Annotated in this window: 16 protein-coding genes; 10 read left to right on the plus strand and 6 right to left on the minus strand. The window is 64.7% G+C overall.

All coding sequences use genetic code 11. The features are described 5' to 3' along the window. Positions 1–57: 57 nt before the first annotated feature. Positions 58–2,667: an AAA family ATPase gene (locus MKK63_RS25210; protein ID WP_244006549.1), complete on the plus strand. Its 2,610-nt coding sequence runs from the start codon at positions 58–60 to the stop codon at positions 2,665–2,667. A 130-nt stretch (positions 2,668–2,797) separates the two neighbouring features. Here the strand turns inward: MKK63_RS25210 and MKK63_RS25215 are convergent, their stop codons facing one another. Continuing rightward, positions 2,798–3,559, minus strand: coding sequence for a DNA-binding protein (locus MKK63_RS25215; protein ID WP_244006552.1), 762 nt, complete (start codon positions 3,557–3,559; stop codon positions 2,798–2,800). Positions 3,560–3,929: 370 nt separating this feature from the next. Between MKK63_RS25215 and MKK63_RS25220 the strand changes: the two genes are divergently transcribed. The 6 genes from MKK63_RS25220 to MKK63_RS25245 all read left to right on the plus strand — a co-directional run bounded on the left by MKK63_RS25220 (position 3,930) and on the right by MKK63_RS25245 (position 10,824). After that, positions 3,930–4,754, plus strand: coding sequence for a metallophosphoesterase (locus MKK63_RS25220; protein WP_244006554.1), 825 nt, complete (start codon positions 3,930–3,932; stop codon positions 4,752–4,754). Positions 4,755–4,958: 204 nt separating this feature from the next. Further along, complete coding sequence (locus MKK63_RS25225) at positions 4,959–6,893, plus strand: AAA family ATPase (RefSeq protein ID WP_244006555.1); 1,935 nt, start codon at positions 4,959–4,961, stop codon at positions 6,891–6,893. After that, positions 6,893–7,339, plus strand: coding sequence for a hypothetical protein (locus MKK63_RS25230; protein WP_244006556.1), 447 nt, complete (start codon positions 6,893–6,895; stop codon positions 7,337–7,339). The genes MKK63_RS25225 and MKK63_RS25230 overlap by 1 nt, the downstream gene beginning before the upstream one ends. 382 nt (positions 7,340–7,721) lie before the next feature. After that, entirely contained in the window at positions 7,722–7,895 is a 174-nt protein-coding gene (locus tag MKK63_RS25235; protein WP_243911137.1) for a hypothetical protein, read from the plus strand. Positions 7,896–8,051: 156 nt separating this feature from the next. Continuing rightward, positions 8,052–9,542 (plus strand): hypothetical protein, encoded by a 1,491-nt coding sequence (locus MKK63_RS25240; RefSeq protein WP_244006557.1) that lies wholly within the window; start codon positions 8,052–8,054, stop codon positions 9,540–9,542. Between the two features lie 448 nt (positions 9,543–9,990). Then, positions 9,991–10,824, plus strand: coding sequence for a hypothetical protein (locus MKK63_RS25245; protein ID WP_244006558.1), 834 nt, complete (start codon positions 9,991–9,993; stop codon positions 10,822–10,824). Positions 10,825–11,063: 239 nt separating this feature from the next. Here the strand turns inward: MKK63_RS25245 and MKK63_RS25250 are convergent, their stop codons facing one another. The 3 genes from MKK63_RS25250 to MKK63_RS25260 all read right to left on the minus strand — a co-directional run bounded on the left by MKK63_RS25250 (position 11,064) and on the right by MKK63_RS25260 (position 20,132). Beyond that, complete coding sequence (locus MKK63_RS25250; protein ID WP_244006559.1) at positions 11,064–11,906, minus strand: hypothetical protein; 843 nt, start codon at positions 11,904–11,906, stop codon at positions 11,064–11,066. A gap of 1,572 nt (positions 11,907–13,478) precedes the next feature. Next, a complete protein-coding gene (locus MKK63_RS25255; protein WP_279574867.1) occupies positions 13,479–14,969 on the minus strand; it encodes a caspase domain-containing protein in 1,491 nt (496 codons plus the stop codon). Between the two features lie 303 nt (positions 14,970–15,272). Next, positions 15,273–20,132: an AAA domain-containing protein gene (locus tag MKK63_RS25260; RefSeq protein ID WP_244006563.1), complete on the minus strand. Its 4,860-nt coding sequence runs from the start codon at positions 20,130–20,132 to the stop codon at positions 15,273–15,275. Positions 20,133–20,630: 498 nt separating this feature from the next. Between MKK63_RS25260 and MKK63_RS25265 the strand changes: the two genes are divergently transcribed. Then, positions 20,631–21,701, plus strand: coding sequence for a hypothetical protein (locus MKK63_RS25265; protein WP_244006565.1), 1,071 nt, complete (start codon positions 20,631–20,633; stop codon positions 21,699–21,701). Positions 21,702–22,073: 372 nt separating this feature from the next. Next, positions 22,074–22,793, plus strand: coding sequence for a hypothetical protein (locus MKK63_RS25270; RefSeq protein WP_244006566.1), 720 nt, complete (start codon positions 22,074–22,076; stop codon positions 22,791–22,793). Between the two features lie 14 nt (positions 22,794–22,807). Here MKK63_RS25270 and MKK63_RS25275 read toward each other — a convergent pair whose 3' ends face one another. Further along, positions 22,808–23,464 (minus strand): tyrosine-type recombinase/integrase, encoded by a 657-nt coding sequence (locus MKK63_RS25275; RefSeq protein WP_244006567.1) that lies wholly within the window; start codon positions 23,462–23,464, stop codon positions 22,808–22,810. A 232-nt stretch (positions 23,465–23,696) separates the two neighbouring features. Continuing rightward, positions 23,697–24,254 carry a metallophosphoesterase gene (locus tag MKK63_RS25280; protein ID WP_279574863.1) on the minus strand — a complete coding sequence of 186 codons (558 nt, stop codon included), beginning with the start codon at positions 24,252–24,254 and terminating at the stop codon, positions 23,697–23,699. 366 nt (positions 24,255–24,620) lie between these two features. Between MKK63_RS25280 and MKK63_RS25285 the strand changes: the two genes are divergently transcribed. Beyond that, positions 24,621–25,859, plus strand: coding sequence for an exonuclease SbcCD subunit D (locus MKK63_RS25285; protein WP_244006568.1), 1,239 nt, complete (start codon positions 24,621–24,623; stop codon positions 25,857–25,859). Positions 25,860–25,867: the final 8 nt, after the last annotated feature.

Here is a 25,867-nt window from a genome sequence, read left to right on the forward strand (position 1 = left end):
TTAGCCCCCCATGGCAGCGCCTGCTAAGCTTCCCGCGGGCGCGGGGGACGGCTATCGATGGCTACGACCGGTTCGGTCTTCGAGATAATCCTGCGGTGGTCGCTGGACCGACCACAATGGCAGCGCGACGCCCTGCGTCGGATCGTGGCCAACGGGACCCTCGACGCCGATGACCTCGGCGAGCTGGCGCTGCTCTGCAAGAAGGGCTGCGGATCCCCCGGTATTGATGCCACGGTGGTGCCGTTGTCCGCGGACCATGTCCCCGGCGCCGCGGCCGCGGGCGAGACGGTGGCGCTGACCTCGATCCGAGACGTCGTCGGGGTCAACAAGCTCGCGCCCGGCCAGGAGCTCCCCTTCCGGGTCGACGGGATCACCGTCGTGTACGGCGACAACGGGGTGGGCAAGTCCGGGTACGCCCGCATCCTCAAGCGGGCATGCCGCTCGCGCTTCCCCGGCCGGATCCTCCCGAACGCGTTCGAGACCGTCGCCGCCGCCGGATCCGCCACGATCGGATGCCTGGTTGGCGGATCGGCGGTACCCGCCGTGGTCTGGACCGACGCCGTGTCACCCCACCCGACCCTCGCCTCGATCAGCGTCTTCGACCGCGATTGCGGCCTAGTCCATGTCCGAGAGAGGAACGAGGTCGCGTTCAGGCCGTTCGGGCTCGACATCCCGGACGAGCTCGCCGGGGCGTGCCAGTCGTTGAAAACGACGTTGGGCGCGGAACAGGCGGCGCTCGAACGGTGCAGGGACGAGGCCTTCGCGAAGCCGGCCTTCGGGGCCGCCACGGTCGCCGGCGGATTTCTCGGCTCGCTGTCGCCGGCCACAGACCTCGCGGCCTTGGATCAACTCGCCGTGCTGTCCGACGACGAGCGGGCGAGGCTCCGTCGCCTCGACACGGACCTCGCCCGCGAACCCGTCCGAGCATCGGCGGAACAAACGGAGCTCGCGAGGTCGCTGAAGCGCCTCGCGGATGACGTCGGCAAGGTCATGCTCGCCACGGACGATGCCACCCTGGAGCGCCTGGTGACCCTCGCAGGGGAAGCACGGGCCCAGCGCGGCGCCGCCACGCTGGCCGCCGAGCGAGCCTTCGGCGGAACCGCCCTCCGCGGCGTCGGGGAGGCGACCTGGCGCGCGCTCTGGGATGCGGCGCGGCACTACTCCGAGCACGTCGCCTACGTCGATCACGGCTTTCCCCGAACGGACGGCGATGCCCTGTGCGTGCTCTGCCACCAGCCCATCTCGGCGGAGGCCGGGGACCTGAAGGTGTCGTTCGAGGACTTCGTCAAGGCCGACAGCGAGCGCCAGGCCCGCCGGGCCGAGACGGCATACGAGGACGCCGCGGGGAACCTCGCGGGTGTGTCGATCCGCATGTCGGGTTTCGCGCTCGGCCGACGGCTCGGCATCACCCATCCGGAGGTCGCGGCCGCCTTGCGCCGCGACCTGGCGACGGCACGGCTACGGCGCTGGACCTGCCTGAAGGCGATCCGCGACGGACGCATCATGGCGCCACGCCAGGCATCCGACGGCATCGTCTCCATGTTGACGCGCGCGGCGGCCGATACCGAGGCCTACGCGGCCGAGCTCCTGGCGGCGGTGGATCCGGCGGGCCGGGCACGCCTGGCCGCGGAGCGTGACGAACTCCGGGATCGCGACCTGCTGGCGACCCTCCTGCCCAAGGCGAGGATCGAGGTCGAGCGTCTCTCCTCGATGGCGGTCATCAAGGCCTGCCTCGCCGAGACGACGACCAACGCGATCACCGCCCTCGGCAACACCATCGCCGACGAGGTCATCACGCCGAAGGTCCGCGACCGTTTCCAGGAGGAGATCCAGAAGCTCGCGGCCCGGCGGGTCAGGGTCGACATCGTGCGTTCCGGCGGCAGGCTCGGTTCCCCGCACTACCAGGTGCGCCTGTTCGCCAACGAGAGGGCCAAGGTCGGGGAGATCCTCAGCGAGGGCGAGCAGACCTGCGTGGCGCTGGCGGCCTTCCTCACGGAGCTCGCCACGGCCGCCCATGGCTCGACGCTGGTCTTCGACGATCCCGTGTCCTCGCTCGACCACCTCTGGCGTCGCAAGGTCGCCGAGCGCCTCGTCGAGGAAGGCGGGGTCCGGCAGATCGTCGTCTTCACGCACGACCTCGTCTTCGTCAACGATCTCCACGTGCTCGCGGACGATGGGCACGTGCCGATCAGCCTGGTCTCGCTCTCGCACACCTCCGCCGGGGCGGGCATCGTGAGCACGGGGCTGCCCTGGGTCGGCGCCAAGGTCAGGCAGCGCCTCGACACCCTGGCCAAGGAAGCCCGCGCCGCCCGGATCCTGTACGATGCCCAGGAAGACGAGGAATACGGGATCGCGGTCTCTCGCATCTACAGCAAGCTGCGCAGCACCTGGGAGCGGGCGCTGGAGGAGGTCGCCTTCTGCGGGGTCATCAACCGTCATCGCGACTACATCGCCACTAAGGATCTTCTGAAGGTCACGACCCTGACCGCCGCCGACGTGGAGGCCTTCGCGGCGGGCTTCAAGAGGTGCTGCGACCAGACCGAATCCCACGATCCCGCCCCCGGTCGTAACGCCGCCCCGCCCATACCGGAGGAGCTCCTGAAGGCCGTGCAGGACCTCAGCGACTGGGTCGAGCGCGTGCGGGAACAGCAGAAGGCGGTGGCCTGACCTCTCGGTCGCGCCCGTGACCATGGAGTTCGTCGACGGCGATGCGCGGGCGGCATCGCACCGTCGTGCACCCGCCGGCTCGATGACATCGCCCGATCGAAGCCCGCGGTGGTAAGTGGTTTGTCCGAGCCTACGTCTCGCCGTGGGCGGTCGCGGCGAGGTTGCGGGCCTCCCGCTGATAGGTCCTGTCGTAGTTTCTGGCGAAGAATTTCCCGTGCTCGACCCGCACGTCCATCTTCCTGCGCAGCGTCTCGACGTCCAACGGCTCGCGATGGAGCCGCGCCCCCCGGCGCGTCGATTGCCGCAGCCTTGGTAGGATCTCCTCCACCGTCATGACCCCACGAGGGGGGATGAGCGCGAACACCTCGCGCATCACGCGGTCCCAGAACTCCTCGGCCCTGATGTGATCCAGGCGCCGGCGAACGCGCTCCACCTCGGCCCGGAGCAGCGCGTTATCCTCGCGTAGCCGGTCGACCTCCGCGTCCCGGAGCTTGCCGGTCGCCGCGTCCTTGTCCAGCTTCGCGCCCGCTTCCTGCAGGAGGTCGTCGGTGGCGACGCGCTCCGCTTCCACCAGCCGACGCTCGTCGTCGAGCCGGGCCGTCGCCTCGGCGACCGCCCCCTCCCACACCGTCTTGGCGAACTCCGTCAGGCCCGCCTGCAGCGGCTCCGGCAACACCCTGAGGTCGAGCCGCGGCTTGTACTCGCGCTCCACCTTCCACTCACGCACGTGCAGCATGACCGTCCCACGGGCCAGGCCGACCTCGCGCTTCTTCCGCTGCTTGCCCTGCTGCTTGCCCACCAGTGCGTCGACGACCGCCTGCACCGTCACCATCCCGTTGCCGTCCGCAAGGATCCGATCGGCGATCCTCCAGACCCTCTCCTTCTCCGTCATCGCCCCCCCCTAGCCAAGGATAGGTTGGCCGACCCTCGGTTAAGCGGTGCTGAAAATTCGAGGAACGGGAATGGGGAACGTTCCGCGTTCCCGTTCCCGACGGAGTCACCGTCCACGTGACGTCTAGGGATTCCCGTTAACCAACCGTCAACCATGATCCGCGCGGCCATCTTGACCACGGGCCCGCCCTCGCCCACCTGGGCTCCCATGACGACCACGTTCGCCCGTACCCGGACGAAAGCCCCGCAGGCCGCATAACGGCCTGCGCCCGTCGGCGCGCGTAACCAGGCCCCATGGGCCGACCGAGGCGAGTGCCCGGTCCTCGTCATCACCACGGCCCACAAGCCCTGTGGTCATCGGAGGCATGAAAATGCGCCTCTTCGTCTTCAGCGACCTACATCAAGAGATCCCGGCGAACGCATGGGACCCTGCCGCGAGCGTGGCGGCCGGTGGGTTCGACGCGGTCGTCATAGCCGGTGACGTCCACGTTCCGCTCGTGCGCTCGCTCGAATGGATCGGCGAACGTTTCCTCGGGGTGCCGGTCGTCTACGTGCCGGGGAACCATGACTTCTGGTGGGACCGCGGCGAGGATCGCTACACCCTGTCCGACCAGGTCCGCCTCGGCCGGGCCGCCGCCGATCGCCTCGGGATCCACCTGCTGATGGACGACGCCGTCACGATCGGGGACGTGCATTTCGTCGGGTGCACCCTCTGGACGGACTTTCGCCATGGCGCGTTCAGCCTGCTCCACGGGATGCGGTCGGCCGGCGGCCGCGACGGCATGAACGACTTTCGCAGGATCCGCACCGGGCCGAGCAGCCGGCACCGGATCGAGCCCGAGGACGTCCTCAGGCTGCACCGCGCGAGCCGGCCATACCTGGCGGCCGCCGTCCCCCTCCCGCCCGAGCGGACCGTCGTCGTGACCCATCATGCGCCGAGCCCGATGAGCCTCGGTCCGCCGGGGCATCTCGACTGGTGCTACGCCTCGAACCTGGAGGAGGTCATCGCCGACCGGCGGCCTGCCCTGTGGGTGCATGGCCATGTCCATCGGCACTCGGATTACGTGCTCCACGAAACGCGCGTGGTCTGCAATCCGCGCGGGCACGTCGAGGAGGATACGGGCTTCGTGCCGGATCTCGTCATCGAGGTGCCCGAGGAGCACGACCCCACCGGCCCGACCACGCCAATCCCCTAAGTATAATCGCCACATATATTGTCTTGATCCGATAATACATTGATGCTATACAGCAATAGCAAGCATTTTATGATCGTCGCACCCAATCCAGAGGCTACCGTGAAACACATCGGCCAACCGAACATCCCACGAAACCACCGATCCATTCCGCGAGGATAGCCGGCCCCACGAGGCGCCCGGCGTCCCCGCCCATGCGAGGACGCCATGACCTACGACCCGCTCGCCTTCCCCGAGGACGCCTTCATCCCCGAGCCGGAGGAGGAGCCCGATCCGCTCCAGTCGCCCCGCGACACCCTCGCCTGGCTCCTGCTGTGCGAGACGCTCGGCGCTCTCGGCCGCCGCCGCGTGGCCGGTTCGCGGTCGCTCGCCCTCGTCATCGAGGCCCCGTCCGAGGGCTACGTGGCGCCGCTCCGCGATGCCGCGTCGCGGCTGGCCGATTTCCATTTCCAATGCGTGAGGACCGGATCCGACAAGGTCCGGGACAAGCCCACGTACGAAAACGCCCTCGTCAGCGAGAAGCTTGCCCGCGGCGGCCGCATCTGCGGCGTCTCGCAGGATCCGAAGCGATACCTGCCGTCCGCCCTCATGGCCGCCGCCGACCTGCGCGTCTCCGTCAGGTCACCGTCGAACGCGATCCTCACCGAGGTCATCAGGCAGGCGACCGGCCGCCGGCCGCGCAACCTGCCGCCGGCCCTGGCCGCCGGAACCGACTTCGATACCCTCTGCGCCGCCATCCGCACGGGCTCGACGCCGCGCCAATGCGTGCGACGGATACAGGCCATCGCCGCGCAGGCCGGCGTCGACGCCACCGTCTCCAAGGCCCCCCTGCTTGAAACGACCGTAGGCTATGGAGATGCCCACGGCTGGGGCATGCGCCTCGTCGCCGACCTCGCGGCATGGCGCCGTGGTACCCTGCCCTTCGAAAGCATAGACCGCACGGTCGTACTTGCCTCCGACCCCGGCCTTGGCAAGACCACCTACGTTCGATCGCTCGCGCGCTCGACAGGTCTTCCTCTTATCAGCACAAGCGTGAGTTCGTGGTTCTCAAGCGGCTCCGGATACCTTGATTCCATGATAAAGGAATGTGATCGCGTCATCGCGCTCGCGGCTTCACAGTCCCCTGCGATACTATTCCTGGATGAAATCGACGCTCTACCTTCAAGAAAGTCTGTTTCAAATAGAAACAGAGATTTTTGGACCCCTCTAATCAATCATATTCTCCTATCGATCGACTCCGCCATCACCGGACCTGCAAATAACCTTATCGTCATCGCGGCGACGAACTTCGCGGAGAACCTCGATCCTGCCCTGGTGCGCCCGGGACGGTTCAACAGGATCATCCGCATCGAGCGGCCGGACGCCGGCGTGATGGCGCTGATCCTGCGCCAGCACCTCGGCGACGACCTGCCCGGCGCCGACCTCTCCGGCGTCGCCGCGGTGATCGAGGGCGAGACCGGCGCCGTGGCGATGGGCCTCGTGACGACCGCCCGCGCCCGGGCGCGCGAGGCCGGGCGCGAGCTCCAACTCGTCGACCTGATGGCCGAGGCGATCCCGGTCGACGACCGGCCGGTCGAGGTGCTGCTCGCATGTGCGCTCCATGAGGCCGCCCACGCGGTCATCGCGCACCTGTGCGGGATCGGAACCGTCACGACGATCTCGTGCGTGCCGCAGGGCACGAGCGGAGGGCACACGCGCATCCACGAGCCGCGGGGCATGCTGATGACCCGTGCCCGTCACGAGGCCATCGTCATGGCCCTGCTGGCCGGCCGCGCCGCCGAGGAACAGGCGGGGGTGGTCAGTTCGGGCGCCGGCGGCAGCGCCCGGTCCGACCTCGCCCGCGCGACGCGGGAGGTCGCCGCGCTGCACGTCTCGCTCGGCCTGGCCGGGCGGCTCTCGTACCGCGCCGATCCCGAAAACCTCCACACCGTGCTCTCGGTCGACGCATCGCTCTCGCGCGCCGTGGAGGCCGACCTTCAGCGCCTTTACGCCCACGCGCGGGATCTGGTCAGGACCCATTGGTCGACCATCACCGCGGTCGCCGACGCGGTGATGGAGGCCCGCACCATCGGCGGCGCCGCCTTCCGCGCCATCGTCGCCCGGGCCCAAGCCGAACAATCCGCGATCGGAGGACCCCAGTGATGGACTACGACGACCTGCAATTCGCCACCGAGTTCATGAACAGGGCTACGGTGCTGCGCGACGAACTCGGTGGCGACGCCTACCGCAGGGCGATGCGCCGGGCCCTCGTGGCCCTGGGCGACGCCGTGATCGACGAGGCCGAACACCTCGCGCAGCACCTGGCCCTGCGCCGGCACGGCACGGTCGTCCCGTTCACGGGCCGCGTCCGCCCGTCCACGGTCGTCCGCGAAAAGGTCGATTCGATGTGTCGGAGGGACGATTCGGGTCGGACTGCGTCGGAAACGACCGATCCGGAAGGCCTCAAACGGGCCTGTTTTACGAAAACCGACGGAACCAGATGCGGTCGGATGTCGCATCTGATGCCCCGTCGGAGGCATCGAATCGGACGCGCGTGGTTACCGAAAAACCCGCGATCAACTCATGGTTGTTGTCCGGTCTGGGTTTGAAAGGCGTCGAACCGGTATGCCGGCGTCGACCCGTTCACACCCGACGCAAGAGCGCGACCTAAAGGAAAGAGCTGGCGGCACCCAAGGATGGGCGCGCCGATCCTTGAAACGGTGTCCCGATCCTTCCAGGAGAGCGTGCTCTTTCCTTGCGTCCACAGAGCGAAAAGCATGTCGGCGGACCTTCCCATCGGTCGGTCCCGCGCCCCATCGATCGGCGGGTCGGGAACGAGCCGCGGGGCGATCGCCGACGCAACCTGAAGCTACGTTTGGCAATGAGCCCAGGCATCGATACGAGGAGGAGGCGATGCAGACGAAGCAGCCGCAAAGGCAACGACGGGTTGTGGACCGACCCGAACCCGAACTCTGGAGGCCCGATGAACTCATGACCCTGGCCGAGGCGGCGGCGCTGTTCTGGCCCCATGGCCCGCTCGGCGTGTCCTCGCTCCGGACCGCGATCCGCGATGGCGTGCTGTCACCAGTGCGTGTCGCCGGAAAGCTCCTGGTCACCCCGGCCGCGATCGCGGCGATGAGCGCCGGAAAGCCCAAGGTCCCCTGAGGGGGCACCGTCGGCCCACCCAGCGCACGAACGAAAAAACGCCCATCGACCGGACGGTCGACAGGCGCTCTCTCAGTGTGCCGATGGTCCCGGGCCGCATTCTTCGCGGGAAAAAGCCCGAGGCCTGAAGCCACATAACCAGTGGGTTCTAGAATCATGTCCAACGTTAATCAAGGCCTCGGTCAGATCGTCTCCGAAAGCATCGTGCAGGCCCTCCTCCGGGCCTCGCTCGCCGCCAGCGGGCGCGGCCGCAAGGCAAAGGCCCCGAGGATCTGGATCAGGGCGGACCGCCTGACCGACGGCGAGCCCACCTGCTACGCGCTCTTCCGCGGCAAGCCGTACAGCCTGGGTATGCCCGCCTCGCAGGAGGTCGAGGCCCGGCAGTTCCTGACGACCACGATCCTGGCGGTCGAGGCGCGCGCGAGGGGCATCGTGGCGCCACGCGACGTCTCGGTGAAGGTCATCCTCGAATGGTACCGCGACGACCAGCGGTGCCTGTACCAGGCCAACCGGCACCGCAGGCGCGCCCACCGGACGATGGTCACCCGCACGACCACGCTCCTGCGGCGGCTCGGCGAGAAGACCCTCGGCGACCTCGACGGCGTCACCGTGACCCGGTACATCCAGGCCCGCATGAGGGACGTCCACGGGGCGTACTCCAAGACCGAGGACGCCCCGCGCGTGAGCCTGTCGACGGCCTGCGACGACGTCGGCCACCTCCGCCGTGCCATCCAGGCCTACGTCGCCTTCTTCCAGATCCCCTGGATGCCCGCCATCAAGGTGCCCGAGCACTTCACGCGGAGGGAGTTCCTCATCGACCGTCACCACTTCGCCCGGATCCTTGAGGCCTGCCGCGGCTACATCTGGGACGGGGCCACGGACGACTGGCTGAAGGAGGAGGTCGTCGATCCGGTCACCGGCGACGGCAGGCTGATCCGCGTGCGGCGTCGCCCCGACACGGTCGATCACCGCCGGGCCGTCTCGCGCCTGCTGCGGATCTGCATGTACAGCGGGACGCGCCACAGCGCCGTCATCGGGCTGAAGTGGCGGATGCACGCCCGTGGTGGCTGCATCGACCGGATGCGGAACGTCATCCACCGTGCCGGCTATGGGGACAGCCCGGAGCATGGCAAGCCGCAGCTTTCGTCGGCGATGCGGCATCAGCTCGCGATCCTGATGTGGATCTGGGAACGCAAGGACCGGCCCAGGGGGATCACGCACGTCGTCCACAAGCTCGACGGCACCGAATTCAAGGGCAGGCTCAGCGGCACCGTCCGCGAGGTCATGGCCGACGCCTGCATTCCGCAGGCTTGTGCCCACAGCTTCCGCCACGCGGCGATCACGTGGATGATGATCGACGGCTACGACGTCGCGACGACGGCCGACATCATCGGCGTGAGCGAGAAGACCGTCTGGAAGGTCTATCGGCAGCGGAACCTGAAGAGCCAGCAGCTGGCCGTCGGACCCGGTCGGCTTCCCGTCGCCAAGGACTGGTCCGCCGAGCGGCTCGATGCCGCGACGGACCGGGACACCGGAGCCGCGAATTTCGGCAACCGCCCCTCCTTCCGTCAGAAGGTCCGCGTCCTGCAACGCCCCCCGTCCGGCCGGGCCGTGCGCAAGCCGGATCCCTACCGCACCGCCTGCTGACCTGAGAAGGCGATCCCGATACCGGCGCCGCCCCTCGGGGGCGGCGTTTTCCGTTCCCGCGGCTCCCTGGTCCCGCACCACCGGCTCGGCGCGATCACCGATCCCGATCGGGTTCGGGGGGGGGGGCACCAAGGAGGGGCTTCGAGGCATCCTCCCCGGCTCCCGTCGACCGGGGCCCTCCATGACAGACCCCTGGGGCCGCGATACGGTCCGGACGAGGCTTGGGGTGCAGTCGCCCCGTGCCGGCGTGCTCCGGCACCGAGGGACCAATCGCATCCGGGACCGCTCCGAACATGGAAAAGGCGCGGCCTTTAGGGCCACGCCTTCCACAGGGGGGTTTAGACTCTCAAGGTGCCACGGCAAGTCCCATGGGCCCGCAGCACCAACGTGCCACCACCGAGCGAGTGACCGTGTTATAGAACGGGCCCTGGATCGGTACAAGGGTCCGATGTCGATATCGAAACGCCATGTGACCACGCGCGAGCTGCTCGGCGAGTACCTCACGTTCACGCCCGGGTCCCGGGAGATCGACCTCCTCGAAGCGGACATGCGGACCCTGAACCCGACGCTCCTGCGCGACGCCATCCTCGAAGGGGTCAACACGCGGGTCCGACGGTCGGTGCCGGCCTCGGACCAGCGCCGGTTGCTCCACCAGATCTACGCGCGCAAGGTCAAGGAGTTCTCGTCCCTCTACCCGTTCCTGTTCGCCGTCGAGAACAGCCTTCGCTCGGCCCTGGCCGATCACTCGGGTGCCAAGTTCGGGCGCTCGGACTGGTGGACCCTGATCCGTGACGGCCGGTTGGCCGGCAAGACCCAACAAGCCTTTCCCAACATATGGGGGGTTCCCGTCAGCGCGGCCTTCGTGAAGGTCGTCTGGCGTGCAATGGACGCCATCACGAACCCCACCCATCTCGCCAGCATTTCCGGTCCGGACCGGACCGACGAGTTCTACTACTGCCTGAGCCTCGGGGACCTGTGGGGCATCCTCGGTACGGACTGGGTGATGACCCGGAGCATGTTCTGTCCGGACAAGGACCTCGGCTTCACGTTCGCGCGGAAAACCTTCGACGACACCATGAGGATCATTAAGGACGCCCGCAACGAGCTCTATCACAGCAACCCGATCCGGGATCGTAAGAAGGTGGTGGAAGCCTGCGAGCGCATCCTGAACGGTCTGAACGTCCATCTCGGCGACTACGATGCCGACCTCGGCGCGGCCCGGTATGTTCGGGTGCCCCCCACGGTCCTGCGCGGGACGCGCCACGTGATACCGGCCCGTTGACGCCGCGATCGTTCCGGCCAGTCGTCGGACGACGCGGCGATCCAGGGCGCAGCCCACCGTCGGGTCGCGGTCGTTCGAGCGGAGCGATCGTCGGTCGGTGGGAGGGCGACGGACGATCGAGAGCACACGGCGACCATGGCGATCGCGCCGACGCAAAGGCCGTCATGACCACATCGCCGATCGGGTTAGGACGGCACGGCCCCAGAGGCCCTGACCATGCGGGTGACACACCATCCGCCTTACCCGCCGCACCCCATGCAGGTCGTGACGTCGGAAACGTAAATGGCCCGTCGATCGAGCGGATCGCGGAATTCCGTCGGATGCGTGTGCCCGACGACGCATGCAGGCGGGATGTCCACATGCAGGCAGAAAGCGAAGTCGATGGGCGCGCTCCAATCGGCCTCGTTGCACGTGAGGCGTGCCCACTCCCGGAGCATGGCCTTCGCGAATTCCTGCCGGGATCGTGGCCCCGCCATCCTCAGCGGGAGATCGATCTCAAGGAGCGTCGGCGCGCCCTGCGTCCGGAGGAACCGCCGGTTTCCCTCGCCGAGGACGGCCGCGACCCACTCGCTGCCGTAGATGAGGTAGTGGGCGGCATGGTCGAGAAGGAACTGGTCGTCGGCGACGACATGGAGGCGACCGTCGTCGGTGCGGTTGTCGACCTCCGCGATCGCCCTGGCGAGGGCGTCGCCACGCAGGGTGGCCAGTTCGTCATGGGCATCGACCAGATGGCGCAGCCGCTCCGTCATCGCCCGTCGATCGTGGACCTTCAGACCTTCGCGATGGAAGATGCCGGCATCGATCGTCCGGGTCCCGTGGTAGGTCCTCAGGACCGCGTGGCGCAGGTCGTCGGCGAGCTCGTCGACGGCGTCCTCCAGGTCCACCGCGAGCGCCGTTTCGAGGAGATCGAGCCACGCCGTGTCATCCCAGCAGAGATCCCTCTCCAGGCCCGGTCGGAGCGCCTCGATGCCGGCTGGTCCGAAACGGGGTCCCAGCCAAGCCTTCAGCACCCCCACCCAGCCGGGGGGCCGTTTCCAGACGAAGGCATGGCCCTTCCAGACCGAATCCCGGGATCGCCGCATGTCGCGGACCCTAGACGATGTACGGCCCCCGCACGATCGGAAACGAGGCCCCGCGATCGGCGGGCCCGTTGGCGGGCCGCATCGTCACGACCGCGGCTGCGCACGCGCCTCGATCTTCCGGAGAGGTCCCGCGACACCGCATGGGCTGGGCTAGCCCACCGTGGATCGGATGGTGTCCATCACCGGTGGTGCGGACGGCCCCATGGAATGGATTTTTCGGAAGGACGGTCCCGCGGTGGCGGCCGGCGTCGACAACCGGTCTTGCACGTGGCCGCCGGGCCGGGCGCCGTTCGCCCGGCTGGATCGGGATCGTGCGCGCCGGCGGCGCCGACGGCGAGGAATGCCCCCGACGCCAGGACGGTCGGACGTCGAACTGTTCGTCGTCGATGTGACGCGTACGCCGCCTCGCGGAATGCTTTTCACGACCGGGAACCTGACGCCCCCCGGTCGTCGACGAAAACGCGAGATCGACGATGTGCCAGGAATGGATTTGGGCGGGCTGCCTCTCGGGCGTCGTCGCGCCGCGCCGACCCACGGGGGCGGTCGGTGGCGTCGATCGCCGATGGCCTTCCCCGGCATACTACGCGAAGGATCGTGCCATTCGATCAGAGGATGACGACGACATCACGCGATCGATGGGACGACGCAACCTTGGTTCGATTGAATTGGCAAAGAAACGCAGGAAGAACGAAATCGCGACCGCGGCGTGACCGAAAATTTTGGGAAGCCCCGAAAACACAGGAAGTCCAGGGATTTGCGCGACCCTCCCGCGCACTCCGGGCGGGTGCGGGGGTGCGCATTTAACTGTGCAACGATGCGGTTCTATTTCGTCCGACGATTTCAATGACCATCCGGTGCTATCCCGTGCAGCCCCGTTTCGCAACCGCAACCAAACCGCAGTCGGCGAATTATACGCTACCCTGATACCACACGGTAAATGCGTTCTGCGGTCGTGAAACGGCCCGAACCGGTTCCTCCGCAGCCCGGAAATGTCCACGCCTCGGTCTACGTTACAGGCGTCGCTCGGGCCGTGGTCAAGCGGTCCGGTGAGTATGCTCCCGGCCCGACTGAGACCTGACCGATGGCCAAGACGCCGCTTGCGGAGGGCTTAATGGCGATCGCCTACAAGTCGGCTGGCCAGACCCGCGATGGCGTGCGCGTGCGGAAGCCTCAAGACGAAGCTGCGGCCTAGCTCAACGATCGCAGCCTGACGGCCGACATCTACTCGCGGGGACCAACTTCGACCCAACCCAGTGGTAGGGCAGACGGACGGGTCCTAACCCAACCTGGCCGCCCGGCTCACCATGGAGGCATCCCATAAGCGGTCATCCGTCGGCCGTCAGGCAACTTCCGCTCGGGGTGGCAAGCGGACGCTGGACCTCCGCCCCGAAGCGGACGTTCTAGTTCCGACCCATGCCAGCCGTTCAGATCGCTTCCGGCGTTTCCCCACAGCAATCATCCGTCAGCCGTCGGGCAGCTTCTGCTCGGAGTGGGTTGCCGAATAGATGTCGGGATGAGGAGGCAGGGACTGCGGTCCTGAAACTCGTTGACACGTTCTCAGGGGCCTTCGGGCTACTTTTTAGAGACCCCCCAGCCATAGGGGTACCGGATCTTTTCACCCGGTTGAAGCGCTGGCGTGTATCTCACCTGCAGTAGGCGTTTCGGGACGATCAACTCCTTTGCGAGCTCATCTTCAAAAGCGTCTTGACTTATGCTTCGCGCCAGCGTCGGCTCGCCTTCTTCAACTGCATACTCAGGGTCGGTTGCGCTAAAGACGTCGACTGTATTAATGAATACGCCGGTGACCCGATTGCCGCGCTTCTCGGCCTTTGTGACAACCGTTGTTGATAGCGTATGACCCTTGCCAGGGACCACGTAAAAATCGCCGTGCGCCCCAATCAGAGTTTCCGCAATGAAGTCGAAGCTGTCTTTAAATTGTGGGAATTTTTGCAAATCGAACACTTCATCAAACATATTTCCTTTAACTTTTTCGCGCAATTTGCCTTTAGAGTCGAAGAAAATCTCAAAAATGATGCCATCTAGAAGAGCACGAATTTTTGCCTGCTTCATTCCGCTAGTATTGCCGACGAAATTCCGGATGAAAGCTTCCGCCGATCGGGCGCCACCGTGCGCAGCCTGATATATATTGCGGCCGACGACAAAGAGCGTCTCGTCCTTGACCGTGTTCGCGAACGCCGCTGTCAGACGGTCGATCGCTGGATTTTGCGCGTACCAGTCGATGCTTTTCAAGCCTCGGATGATTTGGTGTGAGGGTTTGCCTGGATCGAGGACGAACAAGCTGTCGGCGAGTGATGACGACGCATAGGTGGTCACGAAGCTCGTTGCACTTGTGTTGAAATAGAAGTCCCCAGCCAGAGAAGTGTGTTCCCAAGTAATTTGCTTCCCGCCAGTATCGGCGGCGACAGTGTTGCGTGTGCGTTTGAATAGAGTTTCGATCGGCGTATCCGGATCGTCGATGTGCTGCAGCAACGCGCCAGTGTAGACGCCATTGCTAGACAGGCCATCGGCCGCGATCTGCCCCGGCGATGTTGCAAAAGCGATGATCGTCCCCCGTGGCGCGAACACTGAGGCGAGACCGCGATTTGTGCTCGATCGATGCCATGTAGCCTCAAACGGGTTTTCACGACAGGCATCAAGAATAACAATCTTAGTGTCCGCTCCCGATCGATCGAGAACATTGATTACTTGATTGAGAGAAAGCGAAGAATACTTCGCTTGATTTTCGCCGCTAGCATCCGTATCGCAGGCGAAAAGGAAGTTCTCGCCATCAATCTGGATGCCATGACCGGCGAAAAATATCAAAGCAACACCTTGAGGTTGTATGGTGGCTTGGAATTTACTTAATGCATCGCGCATCTCTGCAAATGAGCCATCAGAAACCGATGTTAAAGCAAAGCCATATTTTTTAAGCTTCTTAGCGATCGCCGCCGCGTCATTGACGGGATTTCTAAGCTTCTTTGTGTTCGGGCCGATGTAATTGGCGTTTCCGATCACAAGTGCTGCACGCTGTTGGATCAAGGAGGCCCCCGAAGGTTTCTGCAGATGCTGCTGTCGGCAATGTCCCTACCATAGCATAAGCGGTCGCCCCCGAGACAACCGCTTTACTACCCTGTAGCTCAGAAGCAGACCAGCCGAATTCCACCCAACCCCGACGTAGGTCATCCTTCATCAAGCTGCCGCGAAGCGGACTATTCGAGGGTCTGTGAAGGGTCGAGAACGGGCGGAACAGCGATGTCCGCTTCGATACCTGCGCCGCTCGGGAGCGGACCGGCAGAAATCCACCCTTCGCGGATGATCAACGATTGGTACCGACCGTCAAGCTCAACCGCCAGCAGCGGCATGCGATCAGTGAACCGCATGGGGGCGCTCTGTCCTCAGCACGAGGACGCGCCGGATACGGCCGCCGGCATCGAACTCGATCTCGTCTTCCTCGAAGACCCCGAGCAGCTTCGACCCCAATGGAGAAGTTATGGGGAGCCGTCCGTTCGCGTCGTCTTGGCGCCCATGGGCCAGCGTGAAGGTGACAGTCTTGTTGTCGTCGAGATAACGTAACACGACCCTATCGCCCGCCTTGACCCCTCCAGGCGAGGTATCGCCCTTCGGCTTTACAGGTCCCTCCCGCAGATCATGTTCTGCGTGAGTTTCGATGGCACCGTCGTTGATAGAGACGTCCAGCAGGCCGCCCACGGTCTCTCCTGACCGTACCGCCGTTCGGTGCAGGGTGTAGCCGGACTGGATTTCGGCTGCGCCACCGGGCTCTATGCCGGCTCGTTCGAGCGTCTCGAACAGGTCAAGCATGCAGCCATCCGGATCGAGAATGAAACTCGACGACCAGCATCTCCAGAAGCGCCACCCGACACGCTCCAGGATGCGCTGCCGACGCATGTCGTCCGCCCAACGCTCCGGGCCGTGGTACCTGTCACCGTCGCATTCGACCGCCAGGCGGCGTCCGTTCGCGCCCTCGACGACGAGATCTATCCGGTAGCCCAGCGCGCCGACCTGCGGGAGAACCCGGTAGCCGCGCCCGACGAGACGCCTGAGGACGTCGCGCTCAAAATCGGAATCGCAGAGGGCCTCCAGATCTCCGGTTCGGGCCTCGACACCTGCCATCGGGTCGCGAAAGTGCCGTATCACCCGTGCCTTGAGGTCGTTCGGCTTGAGCTCGTCCTCCCGTACGGATCGCACGAGCACCAACCGATCTCGGGCCCGGGACATCGCCACGTTGAAGCGCTGCTCGAACTGGGTGGCGGTCTGGGACTGCTTACTGTCAGGATCGGCGATCATCGACAGGAAGACCACGTCGCGCTCGTTTCCCTGGAAGGTGGCGCTGTCGCCGCAGGCGATGCGGTGGCGCCTCACGAGATCCTCGCCGAGTTCTTCCAGGAGCATCTTGTTGATGAGGGCGGCCTGCTTCGATCCGATGAGGGATACGACGCCGATCGTTCGCCAACGGTCCTGCGCCTCGATGCGAGCAAGGCCCGGATCGTCGACGAGCTTGCGGATCTCGGCGACGATCACCTCGGCCTCGCGGGGGTTCTGCTTGTCGCCCTTACGGCGACCGTCCGGGACGTAGATGTCGATGAGCGGAGGATCGAGCCGCTCGTGCGCGGTCGGCACGCGTAGGGGCACCAGGGGTTCGGGATAGAACTCCATGGAGAACCGGATGATCGGCTCGACGCAGCGGAAATGCTCCCTCAGCATGACGAGCTTGTCCGGGAACATCACCTTCGCCAGGTCGTAGAGCGATGCCCCCGGCAGAAGCAGGGTCCTGAAGGGCTGGCCCTTGAGGAACCCGTGTTCCAGCCGGTCGATCTTGGCGTTCTCGATGAAGGCGGCGGACGGGCTCACCTGCTTGTCGTCGCCGACCACGAGAATCTTCCTGCCACGTAGCAGCGCGGGGAGTTCGCGTATGTCCGACTGTGAGGCCTCGTCCATGATCACCAGGTCGAACGAGCCGACCTCGCCGGGCAACTGCTCGGCGACACGCCACGCCGGCATGATCCAGCACGGTATCGCGGCGTAGCACTGCGCCATGGCCAAGCGAGCGTCGCGTCGATGGCGGACGGCACCCTTGCCGGTGCCCTTGCCGGTCTTGCGCAGGGCGGTGGCGAACATCATCAGGGCCGCGCGCACCGTCCCGGTCATCGAGCGACCGAGCTCGTAGAAAGTCCGCTCGCGGACGAGCCGTTCGAAGGTTTTCCGCACCTCGGCATCGAGCCGGACGCGCTCGTCGGCGAGCGTCCTCAGCCTGTCCCGGTCATCGATCCGTCTCAGGTAGGCGGCCGTCACCGCCCATTCCCAGGCCTCGCGCCAATCCCCCGGCAGCAGCGGGTCTGCCGTGTCCTGGGCCGGTTCCCTGCGAAGGCGTGAGGCCCAGACCGGCGCACCGCCTAGGCGGATGACCTCGGTGATCGATCGGACCACCTCGAAGTAGCCCCGGCCCTGAGCCAGGTCGTCGATCTGCCGACGCAGGGCGGACCATAGGGACGAGATCTGGTCTGCCCCCACCCCCTGGCGTCCGACGGCCTCAGATAGGACATCGCGGGCGAGTTGACCGATCTTCCCGGCTGTCTCGGGAAAAAGTGTCTGAAGCCGATCGATCTCGTTCCGCGATGCGGAGAGTTGCGCCGCAGCCGCGGCATTCCGGAAAGCCTTCTCGACGAGGTCGAGCCTTCGGCGATCCAGCCAGAGGTCGCGAACGGACCCGCCGCCCGGGACGAGATCCGCGAACGCCTCGCCAAGGACGCGCGTCGCGCGTTCGGCCCCCACGAGGATGGCATCGAGCGTCCCGACAAGCTGACCGAGTTCGCGGGCCGTGGCGACCGGGGAAGCGCCGATCTCGTCGGCCAGCGCCCGCCAGCGGATCGCGAGCGATGCGACGGCATCCCGCCACGCCAGATAATCCCGGACGTGCGCCCAATCCCCGGGCCCGGCTGGAGGACGCCCCTGAACCCGAATGGCGTCGACGATCGGACGCAGCGACTTCTCGCGAAAAGCGAAGAACCCGAACACCGGTTCTTCCGCAGCCAACCGGCGAACGATGCCGGCGATTTCACGCGAAGCGGGCTCGAAGGGCTCGGGGAGCTCGACGGGAAGGCCGAGGTACCGCTCCCGTTCCAGGGCGATGGGCCGGGCGTCCTCGGCGAAGCGTCTTACAAGGTCGACGATGCGGTTCTCGCCGGCCGCGAAGAGGATGTCCTCTGCCAGCGCCCGCAGCCACGGTGTATCGTCCGCCAGGTCCTTGGCCCGGCGTAGGGACCCTAGCTCCGACGCCGCCTCAAGCGCCTTGGCGACGTCCTTTGGGGACATGATCCGCACCCGGATCGAGGGTTCGCTCGCCGCCGCCTCGGCCAGGTGTATGGACCGGACCAAGTCATCGTGCAGCCGCGCGATGACATCGCCGTCCGGCAGGTCATGGATTGACGGCAGGACACAGTCGATGTGTTCGAGACGGGCTCCAAGGGCGAGGCGCGCCGAGCGGAGGCCGGCTACGTCCTGGTCCCGCGGCATCGCATCGAGGGAAGCATCGCTTGGACGGTCCTCAAACCAATCGTGCCGCACGGCCGAGAGCGCGACCCGCCGCGCAAGCTCGGCGGGGCGTTCGTTACCGAATGCCGGGGAGAGCTGGCGGAGCGCAAACCGCTCAATCTCCGCGTCGACATCGTTCAGCCGGCCCCGAAGCCCCACAACCGACGCTTCGAGGTCCCGGATCAACCGCGACTGCTCCGATGGCTTGATGCTCTCGACCACCGACTGAAGAAGGCGGACCGCCGCTTCCAACTGTTTGAAGCCCTCGCGCTCGGTTGCGGTGATGCTGATGGCGAGGTCGCGCACGCCGTCGGGGAGTTGGTCACGCAACACTGCCAGGGCCGGCTCGCCATGCGAGACGACGAGGAGGCGCCGACCGGTCGCCATGTAGTGGCAGATGATGTTCGAGATGGTGTGGGTCTTGCCGGTTCCGGGCGGGCCCTGCACCACGATCCCGTCCGTGGCTTCGAGCCGCCGCACGATCTCCATCTGCTCGTCGTTGAATGGCTTAGGGAAGAACAGGTCGCCGGCCTCGGCTGCGCCGACCGGCTCGGGCGCGTGATCGACCGTCCCACCCACTCGGTCGCTCAGGGGGCGCCAGAGATCACCCGACGGCTTGTCCGCAGGCCCCATGACCAACGTCCGTGCTGGACCCGGGAGATCATGTTCCTCCGCGGCGCGTTTCACGGAGCGCTTCAGGTTCTCGATGTCCGCCAGCAGGAAGCTGTCCGACCTGTGGCGGGCGAAAACCACCCAGCGGTCGGACACCGTAAGGTTCTCGCCTGCGCCGGGCACGGGTTCGTAGGGCGCTAGCGTCAGTCGGTCCGGTAGGTACCCGCCCTCGACATCAAGTCGGGCTTGGCAGGATCGAAGAATCGGCTCGAAATCGTCGCGACGGTAGGGTGAGATGCCTTCGTCCGGATCGAGAACGGCGATGGCGCGTCGGGCCGCATCGTGGGCCAGCATGACCCCCTCGACGCCCATGTCCTCGTAGGCCCGAAGGTTCACTGCGGCCGCGGCGGCGCGAGGACGAATGCGGATCTCGGCCCCGGCGGCATCGTCGACCTCGACCTCGATCAAGCGCTCCACGAGGGGCAGATCGATCTCCCGATCCTCTTTCTTCCAACGTGCCAGGCCCATGCCCCAGACGAGCTCGAAAGGCCGGTCTCCGCCGCCGAGCTCGGATAACTGCGCCACCTCGAAAAGGCGCTGATACAGGGCCAGTGATCGACGGACCGGCCCCTCCGCCAGCGACCAGGGCAGCCACCTCTCCGTGATCCAAGCCTCTGCCGCCGCCTGCACGTCGGCCCTATCCTCGATCCGCAGCCGGACATCCCAGAGCTGGATATCCCCTTCGGGTTGGATCAGCGCCTCGGAGCAATCCTCGGCCCGCGCCAACTCTGCCGAGACGAGCCCGTCCTTCTCGCCCACCGGGATGGTTCGGATCAGGAACGGGAGCAGCCGGGGCCGACGTTCCGGATCGGGAGCAATTTCCAGCCATTCCGCAGCCTCCTCGGGCGGAGCCGGCGGCGTGCTTCGCCGCAACCGCTGAACCGAAAGCCAGATCGGTCCCTCCTCGTCGACCAGGTCGTGCCTGACGCCCGGGAGGGCATGGAGTTCGTGCTGGTGGAGGATGAACGCCTGCCCGGTCGGAAGCCTATGCTCGCTCAACCGCATGGCCGCTCTTTCGTCGAGCCTCACGACTTGCTCGACGTAGCCCAGCAGGTCGTGGAGCCTTGCGCTGGCGGGATCTGGCGTCTCTCGATTGATCATTGCCGGGATGCGCTACCCTGGCCGCGCGTCCTGGCGAAGCTTCCGGACGGGACAGTCCGATACGTATGAAGGCAACGTCAAGAGCCTGCTTCGCGGACGGGAAATGCCAGCGCTAGCACTTGGACATCGAGAGTTAGCGTCGTCTAGCAATTTCTGGATATGACCGAGCCCACGACAGGGCGGCCATTCGGCGTCGGCTCGATTTGGGAGCTCGGAAGGACGGCTTTCGGACACTCACGATCCCAATCTTTTCTCCGCACTGACCGTAAGGTCGTGGCCAGCTTGCGGCGCGCGGGGGGGGTGGGGGGGAAGGGGGCAAAGAAATCGCTGTGCAGAGGCCCATGGCACCTGGGGGCGCGCCGGCGCACATGTTATACTAATTGGAAACAGTTGAGAGCACCGATGAAATTATCAATCGACCTTGAGTATTGCTACGGCATCAAAAAGCTCAAACACGAATTTGACTTCTCGAAGCGGGGGGCGTTCGCGATCTACGCGCCGAACGGCGCAATGAAATCTTCTCTCGCCAAAACATTTTCCGACGCGTCGAGTGGGAAGAAGGCGAGCGACAAAATCTTTCCAGAGCGGGTTTCAAAGAGCGACATCGTAGATGAAGCGGGATCGGCGCTGCCGGCCGAGAGCATTCTGGTTGTCCTCCCCTACGATGAGGTGCTCGGGCATTCTCCCAAGACTTCTACTCTCCTCGTGAACGCCGCTCTTCGTAAAGAGTATGAGCAACTCCACGTGGACATCGACCGAGCCAAGGACACCTTTCTGAAAGCGATGAAGGTTCAGTCCGGTTCAAAGCGGGATTTGGAGAAGGAGATATCTTCAACATTCACGCCTAGCGACAACCAGTTTTATAAAGCTTTGGGACGTATTCAAGAGGAGGTAACAGCGCAGAAAGAAGCTCCGTTCGCTAATCTAAAATACGATCTCGTGTTTGACGAAAAAGCCCTCGAAGTTCTAGGAGCTAAGGACGTCAAAACAGCACTTGATTCATATATTCGTAAGTACAACGAGTTGATAGAAGCCTCCACTTACTTTAAAAAAGGTGTCTTCAATTATTATAACGCATCCACCATTGCCAAGAATCTCGCGGACAACGGCTTCTTCCGCGCCAAACATTCGATCCGGCTAAACGCGGATGAGGCGATTGATATTGCCGACGAAAAACAGCTTGAACAGCTGATTGCAAATGAAAAGGAAACTATTTCTACTGATGCCACGCTCAAAAAGACCTTTGCGCAGATCGAGAAGCTGCTTTCTAAAAATACAAATAATCGGTCGCTTGAGGCATACCTCTCTGAGAATGAAGATATTTTGCCTTATCTCTCAAATATAGCTGAGTTCAAAGAGTTGGTATGGAAATCTTTCATCGTTCAAAACATTGATTGCTATAATGATTTAAACGAAAAGTACCGAAGCGCTGAAAAACGTCGTAGCGAGATTGAAGAACAAGCCGGAAAGTAAAGAACGCAGTGGGAAGATGTTATTGACATTTTTAACAGTCGGTTCTTCGTTCCATTTAAACTGCAGTGCAAAAATCGCACGTCGGTCATTCTTGGACAGGAGCCACTCCTTACCCTTGGGTTCACTTTTGAAGACAACGAGGAAAGCGTACCGGTCGAACGCTCCGCCCTAATCTCTGTCCTCAGTACCGGCGAAAAAAAGGCCCTCTACATCCTCAACATTATATTTGAGATCGAAGCTAGAACAGCAGCCTCCCAAAAAACCCTGCTAATCGTTGACGATATTGCAGACTCATTTGATTACAGAAATAAATATGCCATTATACAATATCTAAAGGATATACTGGACGGTGGAAATTTCAGGCAAATTATCTTGACCCATAATTTCGATTTTTTCAGAACGCTGAGTGGTCGGCTCGTCGGCTACCCCGGTAGTCTTATGGTCTCCAAGGACGCGCAAGGCGTATCGCTCAATCCAGCTACAGGTATCAAGAATGTTTTCGTGAACGACTGGAAATTGCATTTCAGCTCTGACGCCAAAAAACGAATTGCGTCGATACCTTTCATGCGAAATCTCATCGAATTCACCAAGGGCGAAGATCACGCCGATTTCGACAGGCTGACATCACTACTTCATTGGAAGGACGCCATGGCGGGGATCCTGGAAGCCGAGATCTTTGCCGTCTACAATCGTCTGTTCGATCCCGCCATACCCGACACCTCCGGCCCTGGAACGGTTGTGGAGCTCATACGCAAGGAAGCCGAGGCCTGCCTGAACGCCCCGGAAGGCATAAATTTCGAGAACAAAATTGTTCTATCCATCGCCATACGTCTCAAGGCCGAGGAGTACATGGTTGTCCGTATCGCTGACCCAGCCGTGACCGGCTCCATCACGGCGAGCCAAACGGGGAAACTGCTCGGAGAATTTAAAAAGCGGTTCAAGACGGAAACTAAGTGTGTCGAGGTCCTTGACCGAGTCTCACTAATGACACCTGAGAATATCCACCTTAACTCGTTCATGTATGAGCCAATTCTAGATATGTCCGATCAACACCTTCGGTCACTGTACGAGCACGTGAAGGCACTTAAGTAATTTATGCGATCTCGTCAGCGAACGACATCGCCCCTACGGCGAATGGCATGGTAAAAGCTACGATCGATCTTCCAGAGTGGGGAATGCCTTCGGAAGATCGTCATAACCTGCTCCCATGGTGGCGCACGCTTCACCCACGGCGACCCGTCAGGTGGGCGCCCGCCGATGACGTAGGCGGCTAGGCGCTCATCCTCCTCATGGGCCATGGCGCAGGCGAATGCTGCAGTGAACGAGGCCAGCGTACGGTACTCAACGTCGTCCATTCCCCGGCCCGGCATCTTCATCAGGCCGTTGAACTCATTGCGCCTGATATCCCCGCCCTCCGCGGAGCGGATCAGGCAGTCATCCGGCCCGGGCTGCTTGGGCAGCCGAGACAGGTAGTCGTCAACGAGCTTGGCGACGTGATCCGCGATCGGCACCACCCGTCCGAACGACAGGGGCCGCTGCGTACCGGGTGGACCCTCGTCGGGATCGATCCGGACCCGACCCTCGCCGCCGACGCGCCATTGCTTGCGCTTGAGCCTGAGGATCTCGGTCACCCGGAGGCCGCACCCATAGGCGAGCGCCACGACGGCCGGCCCCCGGTAGGTCAGCAGGCCCGTGGTCCTCGTCGTCTCGTAGAACTCCCTGTCGAGGTAAGGCCGCGCCTGGGCCTGCGTGATGAGCGCCATGGATCAATTCCGCCTGCGACGAGGGAACTGCCGCTCGCCCATGGATTACGGCAGGTTCCTTCGTGAAGCGTATCGATGGCCATTCACGCAGCCCTTTTCCACAAGGCCCCCTAGACCGGCGAACCGTCAGCCTGCGACGCGGTCGACAGGGCGAGGACATCATCGATCCGGGGCGAGGGCCGCTCTCGCGCCCGGGGCGGTCCCGCCTCGGTCCGGCCGGTCTCACGGGGCATCATGCAGGCGGCCCGGTTCGTGCGGCGTTATCCGCCAGGCGCACGCGGATCTTTTCGAGGGTCACGGGCCGCCAGTCGAAGCAATCGACGCCGACATCGGTGCTCGTGGCGGTGCCGGGCAGGCTGCCATGCGAATGGCCGTACAGGTGGAGGTCGCCACGATGCATCCGCGGCCAGACACGATGAGCATAATGGCTGAGGAAAAGCCCCTGGGGTGACCCGTCGGGATTCTGGACGACGACCTGGGCGACATCGACGACGGGCCCGTCCCAGGGTAGCCTTGCAGCGACCTTGTCGTGGTTGCCTCGCACGAGGAGGCGACGCCCCTTCAGGCGGTTGAAGATGCCGAGCGCGTAGTCCTCCTTGCAGCGATAGCAGAAGTCGCCGAGGTGCCAGACCGTGTCATGGGGGCGGACCACCTCGTTCCACCGGGCCACCAGCGTCTCGTCGTGCTCCTCGATGCAAGCGAACGGACGGGCCGCGTGCATCCTCGGCGAGAGGATGCCACGATGCCCCACGTGCGTGTCTCCCGTGAAGAAAATCCTGGACTTGGTCATGCCGGCCTCCAGCCGTTGAGAAGGCCGCGTGCGCGGCATCGTCATCAGGGGTCAGGTGATCGAAAAGGCCGCCCCGCGCCTCAGGTCATGCCCTCCCGTCCGTAGGGTGATCCCCCATGTTCCGGGGCGATGGCAATGCTCGTTGGGGCTTCGGGGCCATGTACTGAAATGGCTTGCAACGGAACGGGATTGAACGAGAACGCCTAGTTCGACATGTAATTCGATCAGATACTATCAATCATCACCGTATTATCTTGATTGGATCGGGTAATTATTTTCAAACAAAGACCATAAATGCAACGTCAGCGGTAAAAACCGCACGCTTCCCCCTCGCCAGCCCAGGGAAACTTCGCTAGTCACGGCATCATGATCCGCGTCCTGCACACCGGCGACTGGCACATCGGGCAGACCTTGCGGGGTTTCGCTCGGGACCACGAACATGCCCGCGTCTTCGATGCCCTCGTGGCGATCGTCGAGGCGCGCGAGGTCGATGCCCTGGTCATGGCCGGTGACGTGTTCGACAGCCAGAACCCGTCCGGCGAGGCCCAGCGCCTGTTCTACGAGCTGCTGGTGCGCCTGCATCGCGCCCGACCCGCCATGACGATCGTGGTCACCGCCGGCAACCACGACGCCGCCGGCCGCCTTGAGGCGCCGCGCGCCCTCCTCGACGCCATCGGCGTCCATGTCGTCGGCAACGTCAGGCGGTCGGACGGTGCCCTCGACCTTTCGCGGCACCTGGTGCCGATCCGCAAGGACGGCGCGGTGGCGGGCCACGTGCTCGGCGTGTCGTATCCCACAGCCGCCTGCATGCCCGGCCTCGCCGTGGGCCGCGTCCGCGACGAGGCCGGCTCGCCGATCGTCCGGGCGGTGCGCGACCTCTACGCCGCCCTGCACGACGCGGCCCGGCCGGCACTGGCGGGGTTGCCATACCTCGTCACCGGGCACCTGCACGTCGCCGGCGGACTGGAATCCGAGGGGGCGGAACGTCGGATCCTGGTGGGCGGCGAGCATGCCGTCCCGTCCGACGTCTTCCCGGAGGACGCCGATTACGTCGCCCTCGGCCACCTCCACCGCGCGCAGGAGATCGGCCGACCCGGCGTGCGCTATTCCGGGTCCCTCATCCCGCTCTCGGCCGCCGAGCTGGCCTACCGCCACGGGGTCACCATCGTGACCGTGGGCGACGGCCCGGCTCGGACGGAGCACGTCGTCATCGACCGCCCCGTCCCCTTCCTGCGCCTGCCCGAGGCCGGCGACATGACGCTGGGCGAGCTCGGCGATCATCTCGCGGCCCTCGACCTCGATCCCGCCCTGCCGGTCGAGGTCCGGCCGTTCCTGCAGATCCAGCTCGCCCGCGCGGGACTGCCGGCCGGTCACCGGGCCGAGGTGGATCGCATCGCCGAGGGGTTCCCGGTGCGGGTGGTCGACGTCCGGGTCGCGAGCGTCGAGGGAGCCGTGCCGGACCTGATGCCCGAAGGGATCCCGGCGGTCCGTCTCGCCGAGCGCGACCCGGAGGACCTGTTCCGCCTCGCCTTCCTACGGACCCACAAGGTCGAGCCCGCCGCCCCGCACCTCGACGTGTTCCACCGCGCCGCGGCGGGCGCATGAGCCCCCGA

Origin of the sequence: Methylobacterium sp. J-088, from assembly GCF_022829295.1 — a bacterium.
Taxonomy (GTDB): domain Bacteria; phylum Pseudomonadota; class Alphaproteobacteria; order Rhizobiales; family Beijerinckiaceae; genus Methylobacterium.

What these genes read in the sequence shown, in the direction of transcription:
- MKK63_RS25275 (WP_244006567.1), bottom strand. Translation starts at nt 23,464, where the DNA reads ATGGCGCTCATCACGCAGGCCCAGGCGCGGCCTTACCTCGACAGGGAG.
- MKK63_RS25280 (WP_279574863.1), bottom strand. Translation starts at nt 24,254, where the DNA reads ATGACCAAGTCCAGGATTTTCTTCACGGGAGACACGCACGTGGGGCAT.
- MKK63_RS25285 (WP_244006568.1), top strand. Translation starts at nt 24,621, where the DNA reads ATGATCCGCGTCCTGCACACCGGCGACTGGCACATCGGGCAGACCTTG.
- MKK63_RS25260 (WP_244006563.1), bottom strand. Translation starts at nt 20,132, where the DNA reads ATGCGGTTGAGCGAGCATAGGCTTCCGACCGGGCAGGCGTTCATCCTC.
- MKK63_RS25250 (WP_244006559.1), bottom strand. Translation starts at nt 11,906, where the DNA reads ATGCGGCGATCCCGGGATTCGGTCTGGAAGGGCCATGCCTTCGTCTGG.
- MKK63_RS25230 (WP_244006556.1), top strand. Translation starts at nt 6,893, where the DNA reads ATGGACTACGACGACCTGCAATTCGCCACCGAGTTCATGAACAGGGCT.
- MKK63_RS25220 (WP_244006554.1), top strand. Translation starts at nt 3,930, where the DNA reads ATGCGCCTCTTCGTCTTCAGCGACCTACATCAAGAGATCCCGGCGAAC.
- MKK63_RS25225 (WP_244006555.1), top strand. Translation starts at nt 4,959, where the DNA reads ATGACCTACGACCCGCTCGCCTTCCCCGAGGACGCCTTCATCCCCGAG.
- MKK63_RS25210 (WP_244006549.1), top strand. Translation starts at nt 58, where the DNA reads ATGGCTACGACCGGTTCGGTCTTCGAGATAATCCTGCGGTGGTCGCTG.
- MKK63_RS25215 (WP_244006552.1), bottom strand. Translation starts at nt 3,559, where the DNA reads ATGACGGAGAAGGAGAGGGTCTGGAGGATCGCCGATCGGATCCTTGCG.
- MKK63_RS25265 (WP_244006565.1), top strand. Translation starts at nt 20,631, where the DNA reads ATGAAATTATCAATCGACCTTGAGTATTGCTACGGCATCAAAAAGCTC.
- MKK63_RS25245 (WP_244006558.1), top strand. Translation starts at nt 9,991, where the DNA reads ATGTCGATATCGAAACGCCATGTGACCACGCGCGAGCTGCTCGGCGAG.
- MKK63_RS25235 (WP_243911137.1), top strand. Translation starts at nt 7,722, where the DNA reads ATGACCCTGGCCGAGGCGGCGGCGCTGTTCTGGCCCCATGGCCCGCTC.
- MKK63_RS25240 (WP_244006557.1), top strand. Translation starts at nt 8,052, where the DNA reads ATGTCCAACGTTAATCAAGGCCTCGGTCAGATCGTCTCCGAAAGCATC.